The organism is Phocaeicola sartorii JCM 17136 = DSM 21941, from assembly GCF_054653615.1.
Genome location: NZ_BAAIFW010000005.1, coordinates 3,327,929 through 3,347,666 on the forward strand (window position 1 = coordinate 3,327,929; position 19,738 = coordinate 3,347,666).

General features: G+C 46.6%; 10 protein-coding genes. 5 read left to right on the forward strand and 5 right to left on the reverse strand.

The features are described 5' to 3' along the window. Window positions 1–17 precede the first annotated feature (17 nt). Complete coding sequence (locus ACYQ0C_RS14210; RefSeq protein ID WP_016275938.1) at window positions 18–446, forward strand: BT0820 family HAD-type phosphatase; 429 nt, start codon at window positions 18–20, stop codon at window positions 444–446. Between the two features lie 161 nt (window positions 447–607). On the opposite strand, the gene ACYQ0C_RS14215 is transcribed toward ACYQ0C_RS14210, so the two are convergent. Genes ACYQ0C_RS14215 through ACYQ0C_RS14225 form a run of 3 tightly spaced genes read right to left on the reverse strand, consistent with a single transcriptional unit; the run spans window position 608 to window position 6,720 of the window. Then, window positions 608–2,752 (reverse strand): alpha-L-rhamnosidase-related protein, encoded by a 2,145-nt coding sequence (locus ACYQ0C_RS14215; RefSeq protein WP_016275937.1) that lies wholly within the window; start codon window positions 2,750–2,752, stop codon window positions 608–610. 14 nt (window positions 2,753–2,766) lie between these two features. After that, a complete protein-coding gene (locus ACYQ0C_RS14220; protein ID WP_016275936.1) occupies window positions 2,767–4,590 on the reverse strand; it encodes a right-handed parallel beta-helix repeat-containing protein in 1,824 nt (607 codons plus the stop codon). Between the two features lie 24 nt (window positions 4,591–4,614). Continuing rightward, a complete protein-coding gene (locus ACYQ0C_RS14225; protein WP_016275935.1) occupies window positions 4,615–6,720 on the reverse strand; it encodes an aceric acid hydrolase in 2,106 nt (701 codons plus the stop codon). 176 nt (window positions 6,721–6,896) lie between these two features. Between ACYQ0C_RS14225 and ACYQ0C_RS14230 the strand changes: the two genes are divergently transcribed. The 4 genes from ACYQ0C_RS14230 to ACYQ0C_RS14245 all read left to right on the forward strand — a co-directional run bounded on the left by ACYQ0C_RS14230 (window position 6,897) and on the right by ACYQ0C_RS14245 (window position 14,023). Further along, window positions 6,897–10,787, forward strand: a complete 3,891-nt coding sequence (locus tag ACYQ0C_RS14230; RefSeq protein ID WP_016275934.1) for a hypothetical protein — start codon at window positions 6,897–6,899, stop codon at window positions 10,785–10,787. 40 nt (window positions 10,788–10,827) lie between these two features. Continuing rightward, window positions 10,828–11,922 carry a hypothetical protein gene (locus ACYQ0C_RS14235; RefSeq protein ID WP_016275933.1) on the forward strand — a complete coding sequence of 365 codons (1,095 nt, stop codon included), beginning with the start codon at window positions 10,828–10,830 and terminating at the stop codon, window positions 11,920–11,922. Window positions 11,923–12,022: 100 nt separating this feature from the next. After that, on the forward strand, window positions 12,023–12,883 hold the full coding sequence (locus ACYQ0C_RS14240) for a hypothetical protein (protein WP_016275932.1): 861 nt from the start codon (window positions 12,023–12,025) through the stop codon (window positions 12,881–12,883). 39 nt (window positions 12,884–12,922) lie between these two features. After that, window positions 12,923–14,023 carry a FimB/Mfa2 family fimbrial subunit gene (locus tag ACYQ0C_RS14245; protein ID WP_016275931.1) on the forward strand — a complete coding sequence of 367 codons (1,101 nt, stop codon included), beginning with the start codon at window positions 12,923–12,925 and terminating at the stop codon, window positions 14,021–14,023. 174 nt (window positions 14,024–14,197) lie between these two features. Here ACYQ0C_RS14245 and ACYQ0C_RS14250 read toward each other — a convergent pair whose 3' ends face one another. Together ACYQ0C_RS14250 and ACYQ0C_RS14255 are read right to left on the reverse strand one after the other, a co-directional pair. After that, complete coding sequence (locus ACYQ0C_RS14250) at window positions 14,198–18,163, reverse strand: family 78 glycoside hydrolase catalytic domain (RefSeq protein ID WP_032941704.1); 3,966 nt, start codon at window positions 18,161–18,163, stop codon at window positions 14,198–14,200. A 14-nt stretch (window positions 18,164–18,177) separates the two neighbouring features. Further along, window positions 18,178–19,647 carry a glycoside hydrolase family 140 protein gene (locus tag ACYQ0C_RS14255; protein WP_032941702.1) on the reverse strand — a complete coding sequence of 490 codons (1,470 nt, stop codon included), beginning with the start codon at window positions 19,645–19,647 and terminating at the stop codon, window positions 18,178–18,180. Window positions 19,648–19,738 lie beyond the last annotated feature (91 nt).

The window sequence follows — 19,738 nt, forward strand, 5'->3', positions numbered from 1 at the left end:
ATGGAAAAGAACAATCTATGATTATAGCAGTTGACTTTGACGGCACAATTGTGGAGCATAAATATCCCGAAATAGGCAAGGAACTACCCTTTGCCATAGAAACGCTGAAAAAACTACAACAGGAACGACACCGCCTTATTCTGTGGAGTGTACGGGAAGGTAACTTGTTGCAGGAGGCCGTGGATTTCTGTCGGGAGCGTGGATTGGAGTTTTATGCCGTAAACAGCAATTATGCCGAAGAAACCTTGGAAAGTGATCATTACTCCAGAAAACTGAAGGCGGATTTGTTTATTGATGACCGTAATCTGGGAGGACTGCCCGAATGGGGGATGATTTACAGAATGATCCATGACAAACGGGGATATGAAGATATTTATCTAAATTCAGAAAAGAAAAAAGAGACGAAAAAGCGAAGCTTTTGGAAAATACTTTTTTCAAAAATGTAAAATCCTCGCTTCCGAATGTAGTGATACAGGGGGGAAGCTCATAAAAAAACTAATGTTAGATCAGAGGTAAGTACTGTTATCAGCGGATAACGGGAACTTACAAAGTAGTGTTGGTGATACCCGCCTGTGAAGGTAGGTATCACTTTTTTTGATCTATACCATTAGTATTTGAATACTTGCTCTGTTCCGGGTTCTATGGTCATGGCTTTCATTCCTTTCCGGGTTGGAATGTTCAGCACTCCCTTTCCACCGTCGGATTTGATACGGATCACTTTCTTATCCATATAGATATGGATATTGCCGTATGGAGTGGGCACAGTTCCCTCCATCCATTTCAACCCACCCAGACAAGGGGTGACGGAGTATTCCTCGTAACCGGGTTTGGTGGGTTTTACTCCCAGATAGTATTTACCCAACAAATAGATGGGGCTGGCTCCCCATGCATGGCAGAGGCTCTTGCCGTATGGACGTCCGTACATGGCCAGATGCTGGGTACCTGTTTCTTCGGGATTGTATTTCTCCCAAAAGCTGGTAGCTCCTTCTTTCAACATACCGCCCCAATAGGCTTTCATTTCTTTCATGACCGATTCTTGTTCGCCCAAGGCGCACAGTGCTTCCAGTTCATAGAAACGCATATAAGGAGTGGTGATTTTCAAAATACGGTCATTCTGCAATACGGAGTGTTTGATGGCCTGCTGTTTATCGGCATTCAGATAATTGAAGAAGACAGAGAACATATTGGCGTAACGGGTAACGGACTCACTTTGCTTTCCCTGAATACGGTTGTGTACCATCGCCTGTTTCTGCTCATTCCAGAAAGCGGGCTCCAGCTTGGAACGTAAAGCGGAAGCCAGTTTCTCATACTTGGTTTTGTCTGCCGTATTGCCGGCCAGACCGGCACAAAGCGCCATGGTTTCCAAACTCTTGCAGAACAAGACTTGCTCAAAGGAGAGTTCGCCTTTCTTGTCCAGATAGCCGTCGGCCCAGTCTACGAATACCCAGTCACCGGTCATACCTTCCACCATACCGTTGGCATTGGTGCGTCCTAATACATAGTCCATCATGCTTTGCATACGCGGATAGAGCTGGGTGACAAAGTCTTTGTCACCAGAATACATATAGTAATCGTAAACGCTAAGAAACCAATAGAAGGTGTAGTCCATAATAGTATTGCTGTGGCTGGTCACAGGGTCTTTTCCACGAAGCAGCCAGATGGTACGCTTCACGGTTTCATTATCGAAGAACAGATAGTAGTTCATCAGATAACTCTGGATGGCATCGCCGCTCCATACCCAACGGTCGCGCTTAATGCCGTCGATAAAGAATTCACGGGTAGTAAGGTGCATGGTGTATGCTCCTACCTCCCAAATGCGGTTCAGCTCTTCGTCATTACATTTGAATGAGCCCCGGTACTCTTCGGGCAGGTATTCGTATTGCATGGAAACGTCCTGCATGGTTACTCCCGGATCGCAAGTGACATAGACATAACGGAAAGCCTTGCTGTTGTCCAAGGTGTATTCATCGTATAGTTTCCGTGTATTCCGAATGGCCAGATCGGTTATTTGCCCCGGCTCTGCCAGCAATTTGTCCAATGTTTCGCAATATTCCGTATCCAAGGCTTCTTCAGGGCTTTCACCGTAATAGATATGGATCGTTCCTTTTCCCTTTACCTCTTTCAGAGTGATATAACCAAAGGTTTCTTTTCCGAAGTCGTACAGGACGCCCTCTTTCTGAGGAGTGGAGGAAACGGCTTTCATCGGCTTTCTGACCAATGAGAATCTGGACGGAAGTTGGGTGGCTCCATCGAAGTTCCAACAGCCTGCATCCATGTAGATGGTGGCAGAAGTATCACTGGCTTTTCCGCTTTCATCTATCCATTCTTTATCCTCGTAGGTTACTTTCCAAGTCTTGTCCGTATTTACGGTTTTTCCTTTCACGTAAATAGTGGGGGGAGTGGACTGATTCCACACCTTGATGTTCAGACTGTGTTTTCCTGCGGGGAGTTTCAAGGTGGAGGGCATACCGAATTGCAGTTTGCCGTCCAATTTCACATTGTATTTCCCTTCGGCGGCAATGAAGATCTCTTCAGGTTCCGCCAGATCCAATTTCTTGCTGAATTCCACTACCACATAATGGCTGTCCGTTTTCCAGAAGGGAGGGAAAAAAGCACCGCGTTCCGTACGGCGGTTGTTCATCTGGTTGCCCAGCCATATCTCATAATCACCCGGATACCAGATCCAGGTCTGGGCGGCTGCGGTAGCACTCAATGCAAGTGCTCCGACTAAAGTGGCAAATCTGTTTTTCATAATGGTATTACATTTTATTTTTCCTTCAAATAACTATATTCTTTGGGCAGTCCGGCTTTTGCCTTGATGCTGTCGTTCACCATCGGGCCATTGTTTTCCCATGTATTGCCCGGACCGTTGGCGTTCTTCAGGAACTTCTCTCCTTCCGTCCAGTTGTCCTTGACGGTGATAAATGAAGATCCTTCATCGGTGTAAAGATAGAACCAATGATTGGGATCGTGTGCATAACCGGGTGAAAAAATGTTAGAAACGCAATTTTCCGTAATCCAGCTATGGGGTTGTGAACCTAATGTATAAATACCGGCTACATCATACATGTGCTTGGCATAGTGATGAATCAGGTTGGCATGTACGCGGTTATTACGCATACAGTTGACGGTACGTGTCCATCCCCATCCCAGACTGATGCCTGAATAGGATACATCACTGATTTCATTGTGTTCGATATTGATATCACTCACATAACCGGCGCAAATGCCCAAGGTGCCCCAGTCTTCATTGGTCACATCATTGATGTAGTTGTTGGAAATGGTCAGTCCGGTACAGACCTCACGACGGTCGACAGGATCGTATGGAAGATGAGTTTCGTGAGCGGCAGGACTGAAGCTGCCCGCTACAATACCGTTCCCGGCAATATCACGGAACAGACAGCCGTTTATACGTCCTCCATCGGTGGCCCATTCATAATCAATACCTGTAGAGCCCAAATGCCGGAAACGGCACTTCTCGAAATCAATATCCTGGGCTGCCTTGACTACGACTGCCGATGCCGGACGTCCCAACCAACCTTGATTATCCAGCTTATGATTGTTCTTACGAATCATGGAAGGACGGATTTTATATCCGTCTGTCATGTACATACCTGCCTGAAGAGGAACATGACCTTGCAAAGAGGGACGCATCCAGGTGGTATATTGGAAAGCGATATTGTCAAAACGGATGTGCTTTACCGGACGGTCTATCGTTCCTTCCACCCGTACCAAAGTCTCGATGCCGGGAACTACGGCTTTGCTTATCTTCTCTCCTTTCCGAGGATAATAATATATTTTACGGCTTTCAATGTCATGATACCACTCGCCGGGTTCATCCAGCAATTCCATGGCATTGGTCAGATAGAAAGCCGAGTTGTGGCCATCCTTGGTCACCATAGGACGCGGCCACGGGTGCTCGAACTGGATACGGCTTTCAGGATGATGGAAACGCACGGCGGCACTGTCTCCCTGTATTTCGACCGACTTGATACGGAGATTGGCCACACACCACATTTCATGAAGGACCATTTCGGCATACCGGGCTTTCTGTATTTTCTTTACAGCAGCGGCAGGTACCCACAGTATTTCGTTTTGGGAATCGTTGTTGATGATGCGGTACATCTTTTCAAAGTCTGCCACATCCCTTGCACGAACTGCCTTTTGTCCATTGATCCACAATTGCCGGAAATCCAGCGGACGTCCGTTAAACATAGGGACATCGGCCACCCATAACTTTCCTTGCTTCTTCCAGTTCCTGATTTCCACCCCACCATTCAGAACGGCATTTCCATCCGAAGTGATGACGGTAGGTGACGCTTCCGTCCCGCTGTCTTCGGGACGGATAAAGACGGGTTCGTACAGCTGGTAATCACCTGCCTCCAAATGGATGGTGATGCCACCTTTTACACTTTCATCATTAAGACGACGAAGTTCCCTTGCCTGACGCAATGCGGCTGTCAGGGTGGCTTTCGGAGAGTCTTTGGTACCCGGATTCCGGTCATTACCTCCCGGAGATACGAACAAATCGGCTGCTGACAGTGTACAAGCTATCAGCAGCGCAGTAGTGGTTATGAATATTTTTTTCATTTGTAAATCATTAGGAGTAAGTGGTTAGTGATTAGTCCGTGCCAAAGGCATCCATACCGTCATTTCAGCCTTTCCGCGATTTCCCCATGCATAATAAGGAATCAAACGGATATTGACCGGTTTGTCGGCCTTTCCTACCTCACGGTACAACGTATCTTTCCATGATGCCTCATCAACCAGACGGGCAGTACCATCCAATGCGACAATCGGACTGCCTTCGATGGTTATTTTTTTCGGAGTCAACCGGATATCGGCAGGTATCAGTACATTATCTATCTTATGCCCGCCTTCTATATCCATACTTTCCAGACAATATACCAACGGACCACGTTTCACCACTACTTGGTTACGGATTTCTTCGGCCAACGGATTTGCTTCCAGCAATTTTACAGGCATATCCATCACCCATTCCACACAGTCCCCTTTCTTCCAGATGCGGCTAACCTCGGCGTATGTATTCGCTTTCCAGGTTCCTTGCACCGGTTCGCCATTTACCTTCAAAGTTGCTTTCTCACACCAATCCGGAACACGGAGGAACAAAGAGAACGCTTTCTTCTTTGATGGTTTCGGAGCTTCGGTAACAGTCAGCTTCACAGCGCCTTCCCACGGATACTCCGTTTCTTGCACCAGCCCGATCTTTCCCACTTCCTTCAAAGTTGTAGCCAGTGTATTCGCTCCATACAAATTGCAATATACCGCATTCGGAGTCACTGTATAAGCATAGTTCTGGGCTTGACAAACGGTACGCAACGTATTAGGCGGACAACAGAAGCAACTGATATACTCGGTGCGTTCTTTAGGCCAGCGAAGTGTGTATGGCAAATCCGCACTGATGCGCAACGGGTTGGTATAGAAATATTTCTTTCCATCCAGACTGACACCACTCAGCACACTGTTATAGAGAGCAGTTTCCACAATATCGGCATATTTGGCATCGCCCGTCACTTCCAGCATACGCCAGTTGAAAAGCATATTGCCGATATTGGCACAGGTCTCGTTATGCGCCGTACTATTAGGCAACTGATAAGGACGGCCATAGCTTTGGTGTACTTTCTGAATACTGTCCGGCTCATAGCAGGTACCATCCGGCGAAGTGCCGTCATACAGTGCACCGCACGCTCCTGTAACATACATCTTGCGGGTCACAATGTCTTTCCAGATGCTGGTCAGGTTTTTCATCAGTTGGTCTTCTCCTGTTTCGGCATACACATCGGTCACACCGGCATACAGGTAATTGGAACGCACGGCATGTCCCATCGCATTGTATTGCTGACGGAACGGAATACGGTCCTGATTATCATCGGTACCATTTTCCACCATACCACGGATATCAATCAGATTCTTGGAAAGTTCCAAATAACGGGGATTCCCTGTAGCACGGTACATTTCCACCACGCCCATATAATGGGAAGGACAGATGGCATTTCTTGCCAGTTCCGCAGAAGCAGTTTCATAGAAATGACAGAGGAAATCCGTCGCTTTTACGGCAGCATCGAATAAAGTAGTCTTTCCAGTGGCACGGCGATGAATAATACCTGCCATCATCAAATGACCAAGATTGTAAGTTTCAAAATTCAAGCGGTTGGCAAACGCCCCTTTCTCATCTTCTTTACCCACAGCAGTACCTATGACGGTTTGTTTATGGGCCTCGGAATGCGTGTCAATTCCCTTATTCTTTTCCTCTATGATAACAGGGGTATGGATATATCCGTCCGCACGCTGGGCTTTCACCACATGGGCTATGAAATGATCCATCAGTTTATCCAGTTCCGGGTCTTTGGTAACGGCATACACGGAAGCTACCCCCTCCATCCACTTATACATATCACCATCGTGGAAGGGAGGTCCCCAATGTTCGCCTTCGCAAACACCGGATGCTATTTCAAAGTTACGGAAACCATGCGAAATATCAGGATTGTTCCATGTATCCCACATACTTTGCAAGGAGGTGTGGCTATAGACATTGAAACGGTCGCCCCAAAAGCCATCCGTCCAATGCACAGCACCTAATTCTGTATTAGCCATCTTGGCAAAACGGCTTTGGCTCATATCCGTCAGTCCGCCCGATTGGGCAAAGGCTCCCGTTGTTACTCCGGAAGCCAATAGAAGCAGGAGTCTTATACTCTTCATCTTTTTTCTTATTAAATTAATTTCCTATAAAGGAAAGACGCAGAAAGACATATTTTGTACTCTCTCAACAGAATCAACCAATTATTCCGACAATTTCTTAAAACCTTTTTCTTTCGTTTATGTTGAATTTAGAAGTTAGTAGACCCAACTCTGATTAAATAAATAACATTTAACAAATGAAAGCAATCTGCTGTATATTCCTATTGACGTTCCTGACACTCTTCACTGGCTGTCAGGATGAAGATCTGGGCTCACCTCTTCCGATTGATTTGCAATTTGAAGCACGTGCCATCACCAGTTCAACCGCCCTTGTCCAAAACGCTGACAAGACCTGGACAGCCAGCCAACGAGTCCCCCTAGTAGGAGAAGGACGTATCGTTGACGATATATCCAGTTCGCTCATCGCTGTGCTGAGTGCCAACGGAGGAATCAGCAATATGCTGGATACAGACCTGACTAATGCCGCTTCTTTCGACGGAGCTGCCCTTGCTGATTTAATCGGCAACCAGATAGCCTCCGTCCGTGACATCAATCATGTCTATGCCGGAGGACAGGTTGCAGGGTTTGTTTATAAAATTTCTGACATATCACTGCTCAAGGCAAACATACTGAAAGGTTTCTGGCTGAGAACATTATTAAACGGACAAGTACAGGAAACTTTGGGAGGAAACACCAGTGCCGCTACCCTGGCCTTGAACATTTTGAGCGCAGGAAACAACGAGGGACAGCAAGCTATATCCATATCAACCACTTTAACCAAATCATTCGACGAAGTACAAATAGGCATGACGAGTATCTCGTTAACGGTGCTCAACAGCTTAAACTTATATTATGCCTTTGTGGGAGATAATCCCATAAAACCTGCTGTTACAGGGAGCACTTATTTTCCCAATGCCACCATACACTATAACACTGGTTTAGAGACTGTCTGGACAAGCACCCTCCTCAGTACCCAAGCTGCCAAATTAGTAAACAGCGACTTGACAGACGGAGCCACCTTTGGGACATTAGCAGGTTTATTATCAAACCCGTACATTACTGTCAATCTCGGCACCACCGTATCCGCCGGTTCCGAAATAGGTTTCTTTACTTCCAACGTTGATCTTTTATCCATCAATCTCGCCGGAGGAGTTCAACTGACCACCTTTGATAGCAATAATGTGCAGCAAGAGGAAATAACTGTAAACTCACTATTGGGTATCTCTGCTCTTGCATCAGGAAAAGGAAGCCAGATCAGTATGATTATAAAGAAGCCTTGTTCACAGGTACGCATCAAGTATAACGGAGTGAATATTTCGCTTGGTTCCACTACCGTGAACTATGCTTTTGTGCGCGATCCTATCACAGTAAACATCTCCAGCTATTTCTCCATAGGCAACGCCACAACCAGCAGCAACTATTACCAGCTCACTCCTCCTACGGTGGGTACTGTGACCTGGGCTATTACCAATGCCCCGGCAGGAGCAACCCCCACCGTCACCGGAAATAAAATAACCGGAATGACAGTGAATGGTGACTATACCCTTACCGCAACCTATACCAAAGACGGAGTGACCTCCACACAGTCTGCCACCATCACCCGCAATGCCACGGGCATGAACGGGGCAAACTGTAACGCCTTGATAGGAACAGCCTACAATGCCACTCCTTACCAACCCACCGGAGGGGGAGGCATACTGACCATCTATGACAAGGCACAGAACATCGGCAACCTGGTTGATGACAACCCCGACAACTATGCCGCTTTTCTGAATGTAGCCAGCCTGCTTGCCAACACCTCTATTGTAGGTATCCAAACCGGGACTTATATCAACAGCACCGGAGCCGCCATACGCACCGGATTCACCATGCAGACCAGCAATAATCTATTGGGGATCAATGCATTGAAAGCATTTCAAATACGACTTTACGATAACAATACACTGGTGTTCCAAAGTACCACCACCGGAAACAATGCCGTCTCTGCCGGACTGATAGGGAGCAGCGGAAACAAGGTGCGTTTCAGTGTAAATACCACTGCAAAATTCAATAAGATAGAACTATGGAGTGCAGGAGTATTGAACCTCAATCTAGGAGTATTCCGCCTGTACAATGCTTTCTGGGAACCCGTTGCATCGGCCTGTCCCAGCAATGCGGCTACAGAAGCCTGCATAGAATTGCTCACCCCCACCAACTACGGGGCAAATATCAATTATGAAAAGACCAAGATAAATACCGTAGCCTCGGTAGGCGGGTCATTCAACAACCTGGGAAACATGATAGACGGAAGCCTGTCCACCTATGCCACCGTAACCTATACCAACGCGATAGGCACCACCACCATAGCCGTAAAATTCAACACCCTGAATGCCAACCGCCCGATAGGTTTCATTATAAGCAACCCGACCTATCTGGCCAACCTGGATCTGCTGGATGCCACCATCCTGAATGTATACAACAATGGAAATCTGGTGGGAAGCACCTCCAGTGGAACTGTTCTGGGACTGGACGTGACAGGTTCCTCCGGAAACATCTACATACAGACCACTCCCACTGCGACTTATAATGAAGTACGCATTACCTTCCCCGCGGTAGCAAGCGCACTGAATACCACTCAGATTTACGGAATCTATACCCGTCAGGATTCGGACGGAAACGGGATTCCCGACTGTGCGGAAGACAATAACACCACCTCCATCACCAATGCCGTGGCCGCGTCCGAACACGTCTGCGCCAATGCCGGCACAGGCACTTATGATGTGGTAATCAATGTCACCGGAGGTACAGTGGGAAAGACTTATACGCTGAACTGTTACAACTATGGCAACAACAACGCACTGACCACCAAGACTGTACCCCTGTCTGCCAGTCAGACAATGACCGTCACTCAAATGCCTCCAGGAGATTATTACATCTCCATTCTGGATGGCGCACAGGTAATATGGAACGGAATCCATGCTGCCGTACACCCCTTGCAAACCACTTGGAAGACCAATGCCGCCACCACCGGCTGGAATACCTGGACCAACTGGGACAACGGAGTTCCCTGGAGCTGTACCAATGTAATCATCCCCGGTAACTGTGTCCGTTATCCGTCTCTGAAACCAACAGAAGCGAATAATTGTAACTATATCCACTTCGCACCGGGCGGAGAAGTGGTGCATACCCAATACCTCACCTACGTCCAGGCATGGGTGGAACTGTCACTGTCTCCAGGAAGATATTACATGCTTTCGGCGCCACTGAAAAATATGGTGTCGGGTGATATGTTCATCCCTGCATCCATGAATGGCAACCAGGGGACTGCGCCCTATTTCACCCAACTGAATGCAGCCAATTCTCCCGAGAACCGTTTCGGTCCGCGCGTTTACCAACGCTTGTGGAATGTGAACGCACCGGGCAAGAAATTTGTGAACAACGTGTTGACCCATGTCAACGTAGCTCCCGATGCCACCAACTGGACGACCCCGTTCAATTCACTCTCGTATGCCTATAAAGCTGGTGAAGGCTTCTCCCTGCTGGCCAATAAAGAGAGTCTGAACGTGAGCACGCTTACTTTCCGTTTCCCAAAAACGCATTCGCAATTTACCTATTTCAATGCTTCGGGCAGTGGTTCGGTGTATAACGAAACAGGAATTGCACGTACCAACAGCGGACGATTCATTTACGAGAATTCAGACGGAAGCATCCCAAGTTCTTTCAGCGTCACACTGACCAACCAGAACTCCAGCAATACCTTCCTGGCTGGAAATATGTTCATGGCTCATATTGACGTGGCCAAATTCCTGGCTCAGAATACCAATGTTACGACAGTGAAGATATACGATGGTAACGCACAGAATCCGATGATAGACCCTAACGGTACATTGCTGACCAGTGCCAACGGCTATGCTTATATTGCCCCCATGCAGGCATTCTTTGTGACTTTGAGCAGTGCCACCACCCAAGTCACGCTGATTTATACGGATGATATGCTTACCCAGCAACCGGGAACCACTGTCCGTAGTGCCGCTTCACGAGCCGTAACGGGTGCAGGTGTGATTGACATGAAGCAATATTCAAAAGGATTGTCCACAGGTAGCTATTAAAAAATTCTGCATTAATATAAAGCATAACCCTTAACAAATCATGAATAAGAAAATAAATAGAACGAACTTTCTCCTTCTGACAGCAAGCTGTCTGCTCTTCATGTTTACAGCCTGTCAGAAGGATGACAACTTGTTTGAAAAACCTGCTCCGGGCGAACAGGCAGGAGAAATTTCCCTTCTGTTTAATATTGCCGGTGAACCGGAGACACGCTCAGCAGTGGACGGTACAGGCAATACACAACACGTACAATATGTACAACTATACATCTTCCAGGGAACCGGAGACAATGCCACCTGCATCGCCTCCGAAAATATAGGATGGGTGGAGCATTTCGGCAACATCCCCCCTACCAATAACGCCCAGATGAAATACAAAGTGAAGTATAACAACTTCATCATAGGAAATCCCTATACCTTCCTGGCAGTAGGGTTGGATGACCAGTCGGGAACCACATACGGACTGCCAGCCGCCATCATGGCTTCCGGCACGCCTACCACACTGGGAAATGCGAATGCCACCCTCACCTCGGGAGCCAGTTGGACAGCTATTTCCAAATCGGAGCTCTTCGCAGGATACTCCATCATTACCCCTACCATGTACAGCCTCAACAACGGGCGGATAGATATGTACCGCCGTGTGGCAGGAATCACCGGATGGTTCACCCATGTACCCACCACCGTGGGACTTAAAACAGTATCCAGCATACGAGTCTCCCTATATACACAGCAAAACAAAAGTGTACCCCTCATCAAACGCCAGCAGAAACCTTTGTTTCAGGATTATATTACCAGCCCGGCTACTGCCAATACGGACAGCAAGGTACTGTTTACCATTCCTGCTCCGGGCAATACGGGGACAACAGTTTCCCAAGGCGTATATGTGCTACCCACTCCCACTCCGCCAGCTGCAGACAGCTATAATTACACCATACTGATCGAAGTGGTGGCAACGGACGGAAGCACAGTCAGCTCCAAGCGGGTGAAGCTGACCCAAGGAGATATTCTGGACAGTTCCACCGGACAAGGAACCGGCGTTATCGATCAGGAATCCGATTACCGTTTCCCTATTATCGCCAACCATTTTTATAGTATCGGTACAGCCACCAGTCCTATTGATTTAGGAGGAAACATCTAATAGAATCTATTTTACAAAAAATGAAGTATTCATCGAACTTATTTTTACGCCTGACGTTAACACATCAAGTACTCAAGTAAGTTATAGAACAAACAGAATAATGGCAAGGAAGATTTTATATATAGCATACTTCATGATGCTGTCGGCATTGCCCAGTTCATGTATCGACGACGACGACTGTTCGGTTTCACATACAGTCAACATCGGGATCAAGGACAAGAACTATTTCAATGTCAGCAGTTTCCCTGAAGTGAGTCCGGTTAATGAGCAGTTGCCTTTCCGTAACTTTTCCAACAACATATATTATCTGTTGCGAAATACAGACACTGGCGAGATAACCCGCAAATCCACCCTAACAGATGTGACGGACGACAACAGTTCATATAGTTTACATTTAACGGATATTCCGGAAGGTAATTATAATCTTTCGGTATGGGGAAATATTGTCACAGGCATTCCTCCCGGTACTTTACATCCTAACGGGCAGGAACATACAGATATATTCATGGCAAGCGCATTACTGAAAATTGGTTCATGCCCCAGTTCCCATGCTTTATCTATGGAGCGGACCAAAGGAAAGCTATTGGTATTGTGTACTAATTTTCCAGAAGGCTACACTCATTTGCAGGCAAACATCAAACATGTCAGCCAAACTTCGGACGAGCGTCTTGTTTTTGAGGGAGATACGGAAGTGAATAAAGATCAGCTTCTGAAAAACATCAACGAAATACTGCTGGCACCTACTCCTACAGGCGGTTCCACTTTGGTTAATATATCTTTCTATGCCTCCGAAACCCGAAGTGCGGTTTTACCCCTCATCATTCCGGAAACAAAAATAACGATAAGCCGTAACGAACTGACGGCTGTACGGGTAGACTATAATAACCAGAATAACACATGGGACATCTCAGTCTATGCCGACGGCAGATGGACTTTGATCCACCATCTGGATATATCTTAATTTTCTTTTTATAAATTCATTCACTAAACTTTTCAACTTATGAAAAAACTTGTTTTCCTTATGATGGCGAGCGCACTCTTATTCTCGTGCTCCAACAATGACGACCCTCTTCCTAATGAAGGCAACCAGAAAGGTAGCATAACCTTCGAAGTTTCCGCAGTCAATGATCTGACCAACGGAATGAGTGGTCGTAGTGGTCTATACAGCCAGGAAGCCGTGCAGAACATCACCAATGTAAAAGTACACGCATTCCTGAGTAACGGATCGGGTGACTTCCTGTACAAGAAGACTTACGACATCAGCGACTGGACAGCCGGTACTACCTTCAAACGCTTTGAAGTAGCCGGTTCTGATGATCTGGCAGCAGGAACTTATAAATTTTTAGCAGTAGGACGTGACGCTTCGGATACTTATACCATCACTCCAAATCCTTTGGTTGTTGACAACACCTCGTATGCCAATGTAGAAGCCATGGTGACAGCCAATGGAGGTGAAAGTGAAATCTTTGCGGGATCTGCCGATGCAACCATTACTGACGGAAGCCGTGTAAGCATTCCGATGACCCGCAAAGTAGCCGGCGTATTGGGATACTTCAAGAATGTTCCGCAACAACTGGACAATGGGGTCGGTGCCAATAAGACAGTGAGATACATTCGTCTGACAGCCACCGATGCCAACAAACGTGTTAATCTGAGCACCGGAACCGGTATCAGCACCGAAACGGCTGCCTATCAGATCTTCGAGATTGACATGAACGGACAGACAGTTAATAACGGAGTTTATACCGGTAATGACTTGAGTGGTCAAGGTGTGATTAAAGTTGGCAACTCACAATTGGCAGGTGCCTTCATGATACCTGTAGTCAATGTGCAGTTCACATTAGGACTCTATGACACCGATGGCAATGTAGTAAAAACATGGTCCGTGCTGGATGGAACAAACAACGTATTCTCCTTACAGGCTAATCATTTCTACTCACTGGGTATAAAGAAAGCAACAGGAAGCACCGATGGCAGCACTCCGGGTAATCCGGGCCAGCCGGGAGACGAAGACGCTCCTATCGACTTGCTGAACGACCAGAATATTGTTATCACTGTAAGCCCGGCCTGGGAATTAGTACATAATCTGGTCATCCAGTAAACACTCCCATCACAACAGTTTGTCTTTTTAATCAAAAATGAAGAGGGAGTATCCACTTATTGATGATACTTCCCCTTCTAAAAAATGGATGCACGATTTCAAAAATCATACATCCATCTTTTCAAGTTCCTCGGTATCTTCTACCAAGTAACCTCTCTCTATCCACAAATTATATTATTTCAGTTTGCTCAAATCCAACTCTTTATAAGCCACACGCTGACGACGCCAGGTATAAACGGCATGCAGTTTGCCATCCTTACCCTGAATGATGGACGGATAAGAATATTGGCTGATAGGGCTGTCTTCCAACGTCATTACATTCTTCCAGTGAATGCCATCATCCGAAACCGCCACACACAACGGTGTACGCGGCCCTTTCGGAGTACCCGGCAATGTACTGAAATCATTATAAATCAATACATGACGGCCATCTTTCATCGTCACAGCATCTGTACCCGAATTATTATTGGGAACATCAAGCAAGGTAACTTTACTCCATGTTTCACCGTTGTCACTGCTCCATGAAGTAGCAATCTGTGCATTACGTGTACGGCAAAGTACCTGCAAACGCCCATCCTTATGACGCAAAATGCTGGGCTGGATAGCATAAATAGGCTTCTCACCTTCTCCTTTTATGGCTTCACCGCCTTCCTGATCGTCTACATTGGCTGCATTTGCCTTACGCAAGGCAGTAGGCACACTCATTTCCGCCTCTATAGGACCTACCATCTTCCAAGTCTTTCCTTTATCATCCGAAATTTCAAAATGAACGCGCCAGCCTCCGTCTCCTTCCGTACTGGAAGGACAAATGATACGGCCGTCCACATACTCCGGCTTATTCTTAATAGGACCTAAGAAACCTTTTGGCAACGGTTCACGTTGGCTCCAAGTTTTTCCACCATCTTTAGAACGTACCAGCCAACCACTCCAATCGGCTACTTTCAATCCTATTTTATAGAACAGGATTAAATCTCCGCCGGGTATTTGGAAAAGCACGGGATTCCAACAAGCCTTGCGGCGTGCCCGGGACTTATCCCCTTTAAACGTAGAAGCCACGGGGCCGGCATCCGCCGGAGTAGATTCAACTGTAATACCTGCTAAAGCAGCCTGCGGATCATTCAAACTGAATACCCCGTCGGCAGCCAGATAGGGTGCACTCCATTCCGTCGCGCCCTTCGGCTTGCGACATACCCAAATACAACAATCCGGATTGCGCTCTTTGGTACCTCCAAAAAAAGAAGCCACCAAGTCTCCGTTCTTCAATTCCACAATCGTAGCGCCATGGCATTCGGGAAAAGAAGCTTGTTCGTATAGAAACTGATCTTCCACGATACCTGCACGGTTTTTGCCTGAAGACGGGTCCATGCTAACCGAAAAATGATAATTTCCCGAAGGAACATGCCATACGGTAGAGTTACCTTCCCGACGTACAAAAGTAACTTCCTTATCTTTTACCGCCTTCTCATCCAAAGTGGGAAGATAAACCAATGCAGTGGTATTACAGGGAACCGTGATATCCCATTCCAGATGCGTAAGGGTTTTCTTCCAGTTACTAATCATCTTGCCATATAAAGTGTTGTGCGAAGCTTTGACATAGCTCAACTCCTGAATGGAAAAGTCCGGTTTAAAAATGATTTGTTTGTAAGCGGGCTGTGCCGGATTAAATCCGGCTAAATCACGGAAATACCAAGTCAATAAATCACCCAATATCATCACATGGTTACAACTGTTCATCCAACGATTGGCGGTATCACCGTTCCACAATTCCCAAATGGCAGTAGCTCCCTTTTCTATCATATAGCCATAACTGGGATAAGTCTTGTTGCTTGCCAACAAGAAAGCGACATCGCCACGCCCCATACGGGTAAGCTCACGCATCATCCAGTTCATACCTATCACCCCACTGCTGATATGACCTTTATTCCGGGTGATAATACCTGTTATTACATTTTTTTCCACTTCTTCCCTATAGGCCTCAGGCACCATATCGAAAGCCAGCGGCAGGATATTGGCCGTCACAGTATTGTTACCATAGAATATGCTGTCGGGGTAAAGAACATGCGGCGTTTGTACCGGAGAAGTTCCCTTCTTAACCGTAAGGAAACGGGCGTTGAAGCAGTCCTTGATTTTTGCTGCATCCTTCTCGAATTCCTTCGCCTCATCTTCCAGACCTTGCAAACGGGCGAACTTGGCCAGCATTTGCGATACCTTATAATAGTAGGCTGTAGCAATCAGCGCTCCATCCGTCTTGCGGGCAGGGTCCTGACTGTGAATCAATTCCGGTGATTCGGGAGGCATACACCAGTCACCGTATTTATCAGCGTTAATCACTCCATCCTTCGTTGTAAATTCGCTGCGTATATGGTGCATCCATTTCTTGATAGCGGCATAATTCTTACGAATAGGTTCGATATTGCCGAACTGCTCATAAATCATATCACAGATTACCGGAAATGTGGATGACCACGTCATTTCCGATGTATAATAATTGTAATAAGCCGGACAAATATCAGGAATACAACCATCTTCACGTTGCGCTTCACGGATATCATCCGCCCATTTGGCATAGGTGTTTCCATTATTGAATAGGAAACTTTCCCCCCACGTTCCCATAGCATGGTCGCCAAGCCAAGGCTGTCGCTCGTCACGCTGCGGACAATCCAAAGGCACTCCTTTATAATTACTGGAAATCCCCCACCAGGCATTCCGATAAACCCGGTTCATGATATCATTGGAACATTCGAAAGTACCGTTATCTTCCAAGTCATCATAGACTACTTCAGCAACCAAATCTTCCGCTTTCAGATTTTTATAACCTGTTACTTCTGCATATTGGAATCCATGATAAGAAAAACGAGAACTCCAGGAAGTGTTGTTTTCTTTACCGTTGCAGATATAATAATCCGTACTCTGGCTATGGCGGAGATTTTCCACATCCAGTTCCGTACCGTCGTTCTTTACCCGTTCGGCATAACGTATGCAAATCGTATCTCCCGCAGCGGCTTTCACAATGTTCATACGCACCCATCCTGCCATATTCTGACCGAAATCAATCATATAACGGTCACCATATTGCTTGAAGACAGCCGGTTTCAGCGTTTTCATCACTTTCATGTTAGGAGCGGTATTGCCGCGAAGTGTGCCATACGGCAATGAAACACGTTGCGCTTTCAGCCATTTGGAATCATCATAACCGGGCTGTGTCCAGTTTCCCAATTCCATACGGGCATCGTAAATCTCACCATCGTATTCATTATTGCTACGTATAGGCCCTTGAGCCGTCAAACGCCATTTCTCATCACTGTTGATACGCTGGATACTGCCGTCGGTATATTCAATAATCAGATTCAGACGTAACTTGGGGTAACCAAAAGTAGGAATCTTATAAGGTTTGTAATTTTGACGCATAGTGTAGAAACGCCCGTTGCCCAGAGTCACTCCGATGGCATTGTCGGCGTTTCCCCCGGCAACCTGTTTGGTGACATCAAAAGAATTGTAAAGCACAGTACGACGATAATCACTTGGAGCCGGTGCCAATACCTGATCACCTATCCGCTGGCCGTTAATGAACAGTTCGTACATGCCCAAACCACACAAATGAAGGGTAGCATACTTTATTTTCTTGGCTTGCGTTTTAAATTCCGTGCGTAAATAACGAGAGCTCAAACGGCTGTGTGAATCTTCCCGATCCCATGCGAACGCAGCGTCCCAACCTATCCATCGTCCTCCCCAATGAATCTCACCTAAAGGTCCCATCCCCCATCGGGCAGGCCCACTCCATTCTGTCTCACCGCGATTGGTATAGCTTCTCACTTTCCAGTAAACACGCTGATTGCTTTTCAAACGCTTCCCTTGATAGGGAATCCATACGGACGCATCGGATTCCACTTTTCCGGAATCCCACAAATCCCCTTTGTCCTGTGCCAAAAGTTCAGAAGAAGACGCAACCAAGATCCGGTAAGCGGTCTGCATCACATTTCTTTGAGAAGACTCCAACCGCCAGCTCATACGGGGAGACGCAGTATCCAACCCCATGGGATCTACCATCTGTTCGGTACGTAGACCGGTAACCGAAACATCCGCTGCTTTCAACCACAACGGAAGTGCCAGAAGAATGATTAATAATACTTGTTTTTTCATGATATGCATATTTCTTACTTATTCCATTTCTGCATGGCATCCGGCAAGGCTGTCCAAGCTTTCTGCACATAATCCTTCGCTGAATCCACAACAATCAGGACCTGGTCATTACCGCTCAGATAACCGCTATCATGCTGGAAAGAAGTGATTTTACTGTCAAACTCACCGATATATTCCAACTTACCGTCCTTCGCGCTATACCACCATGCATTCTTTTTCGCACCGCTGATCTTACCCAAGTCGATCTGCATAGGACGTCCCGAGTAATTGTAAACCAACAAATAGTCATCTCCACGGGTAGCGATGGCACGGTCATAGCGTTCGCCGTTAGTTCCAGCAATGACACTCTGATCGGGCACACGTTCAAAGAAAGGAAAAGTCAACATCAAGTTCTTCAGATGTTTCATCTGATTGAAGCCGGGATCTTCCAAAGCATCCCACCATGCCTTTTTGCGTCCGTCGGCACCGAAAGAGGCTCCATATCCCGGACGGATAAACTGCATGATATCATTATGGCCGTAGGAATGTCCGAATGATCCGGCAAATACCGACCAATAGGCATAGCGACGTACATCATGTTGGTTCCAACGAGTTTCATTGGGATCATGCAATCCTTGCGGAATATCTTCATAAATAGGTTCATCATCAATCACCGGTTTCAACGGAGTCTTTGCCTGGCTGGCTTGCACAAAACGCCAGTTATCCTCTTCCGTATTCTCTTCGATGGGATAGTCACCATCACCGTTACGCTGTCCGTAACGACGGTGTCCGCTTTGAAACATATTGAAATCCAACCATTCGCGGTCATTAAACCAAGTAGCCGACGTGGTACGTCCACGCGGATGGAAAGTCATCAGATGACCTTTGTCTATGCCGCGGATACTGTTTGCCAACGCATCCCATACCTCCGTCTTATTATCACCACGGATATCCCCTCCTATCATCCAAATAATATTCGGTTCATCCTTGTAGCGTTCCGCAAGAAACTTACCGTATGCCACGGCTTCTTTTTCATTCATCAGCCCTTGTTCCACGGGAGTTCCCCAAATACATACCATCCCTATATAGATGCCCCGTGAGGCAGCACTTTTAATAATGTAGTCCATGTGGTCCCAATACCCATAAACCCCTTTGCGGTTGATATCTTTGAAATTAAAACCGTCTATCATGGAATACTGACCGTAAATATTCATGGAAGGCACACCGTTCAATACCTGCACCTGCACCATGTTATATCCGGCATCCTTGCACTTGTTCAGATAATAAGAGACCTCGTCACGATTCAAGCGTTGCGGCATCAGCCATCCTGTCTCACCCAACCAGAAGAAAGGTACTCCATTTTCATGCTTCAGGTAGCGTCCTTCCTCGGACACCACCAGTTTGCCGTTTTTCCAGGGAATATACGTTTTCGCTTTCTGCGCCGGCAACGAAGTGGAGCAGCATAGCAATAAAGCCAATAAGGAAAGTAATGTGTGTCTGTTCATCATTGTATTTTCAAATTCGTTTATTAATTAATTGACAGTTCTCAAACACAAAGTTTTTGTCCAAAACAGCAAGATGTTTTTAAAAAAGGCC

Excerpts from the sequence above, each read along its gene's own strand:
- ACYQ0C_RS14210 (WP_016275938.1), top strand. The coding sequence starts at position 18 with ATGATTATAGCAGTTGACTTTGACGGCACAATTGTGGAGCATAAATAT.
- ACYQ0C_RS14215 (WP_016275937.1), bottom strand. The coding sequence starts at position 2,752 with ATGAAAAACAGATTTGCCACTTTAGTCGGAGCACTTGCATTGAGTGCT.
- ACYQ0C_RS14220 (WP_016275936.1), bottom strand. The coding sequence starts at position 4,590 with ATGAAAAAAATATTCATAACCACTACTGCGCTGCTGATAGCTTGTACA.
- ACYQ0C_RS14225 (WP_016275935.1), bottom strand. The coding sequence starts at position 6,720 with ATGAAGAGTATAAGACTCCTGCTTCTATTGGCTTCCGGAGTAACAACG.
- ACYQ0C_RS14230 (WP_016275934.1), top strand. The coding sequence starts at position 6,897 with ATGAAAGCAATCTGCTGTATATTCCTATTGACGTTCCTGACACTCTTC.
- ACYQ0C_RS14235 (WP_016275933.1), top strand. The coding sequence starts at position 10,828 with ATGAATAAGAAAATAAATAGAACGAACTTTCTCCTTCTGACAGCAAGC.
- ACYQ0C_RS14240 (WP_016275932.1), top strand. The coding sequence starts at position 12,023 with ATGGCAAGGAAGATTTTATATATAGCATACTTCATGATGCTGTCGGCA.
- ACYQ0C_RS14245 (WP_016275931.1), top strand. The coding sequence starts at position 12,923 with ATGAAAAAACTTGTTTTCCTTATGATGGCGAGCGCACTCTTATTCTCG.
- ACYQ0C_RS14250 (WP_032941704.1), bottom strand. The coding sequence starts at position 18,163 with ATGAAAAAACAAGTATTATTAATCATTCTTCTGGCACTTCCGTTGTGG.
- ACYQ0C_RS14255 (WP_032941702.1), bottom strand. The coding sequence starts at position 19,647 with ATGAACAGACACACATTACTTTCCTTATTGGCTTTATTGCTATGCTGC.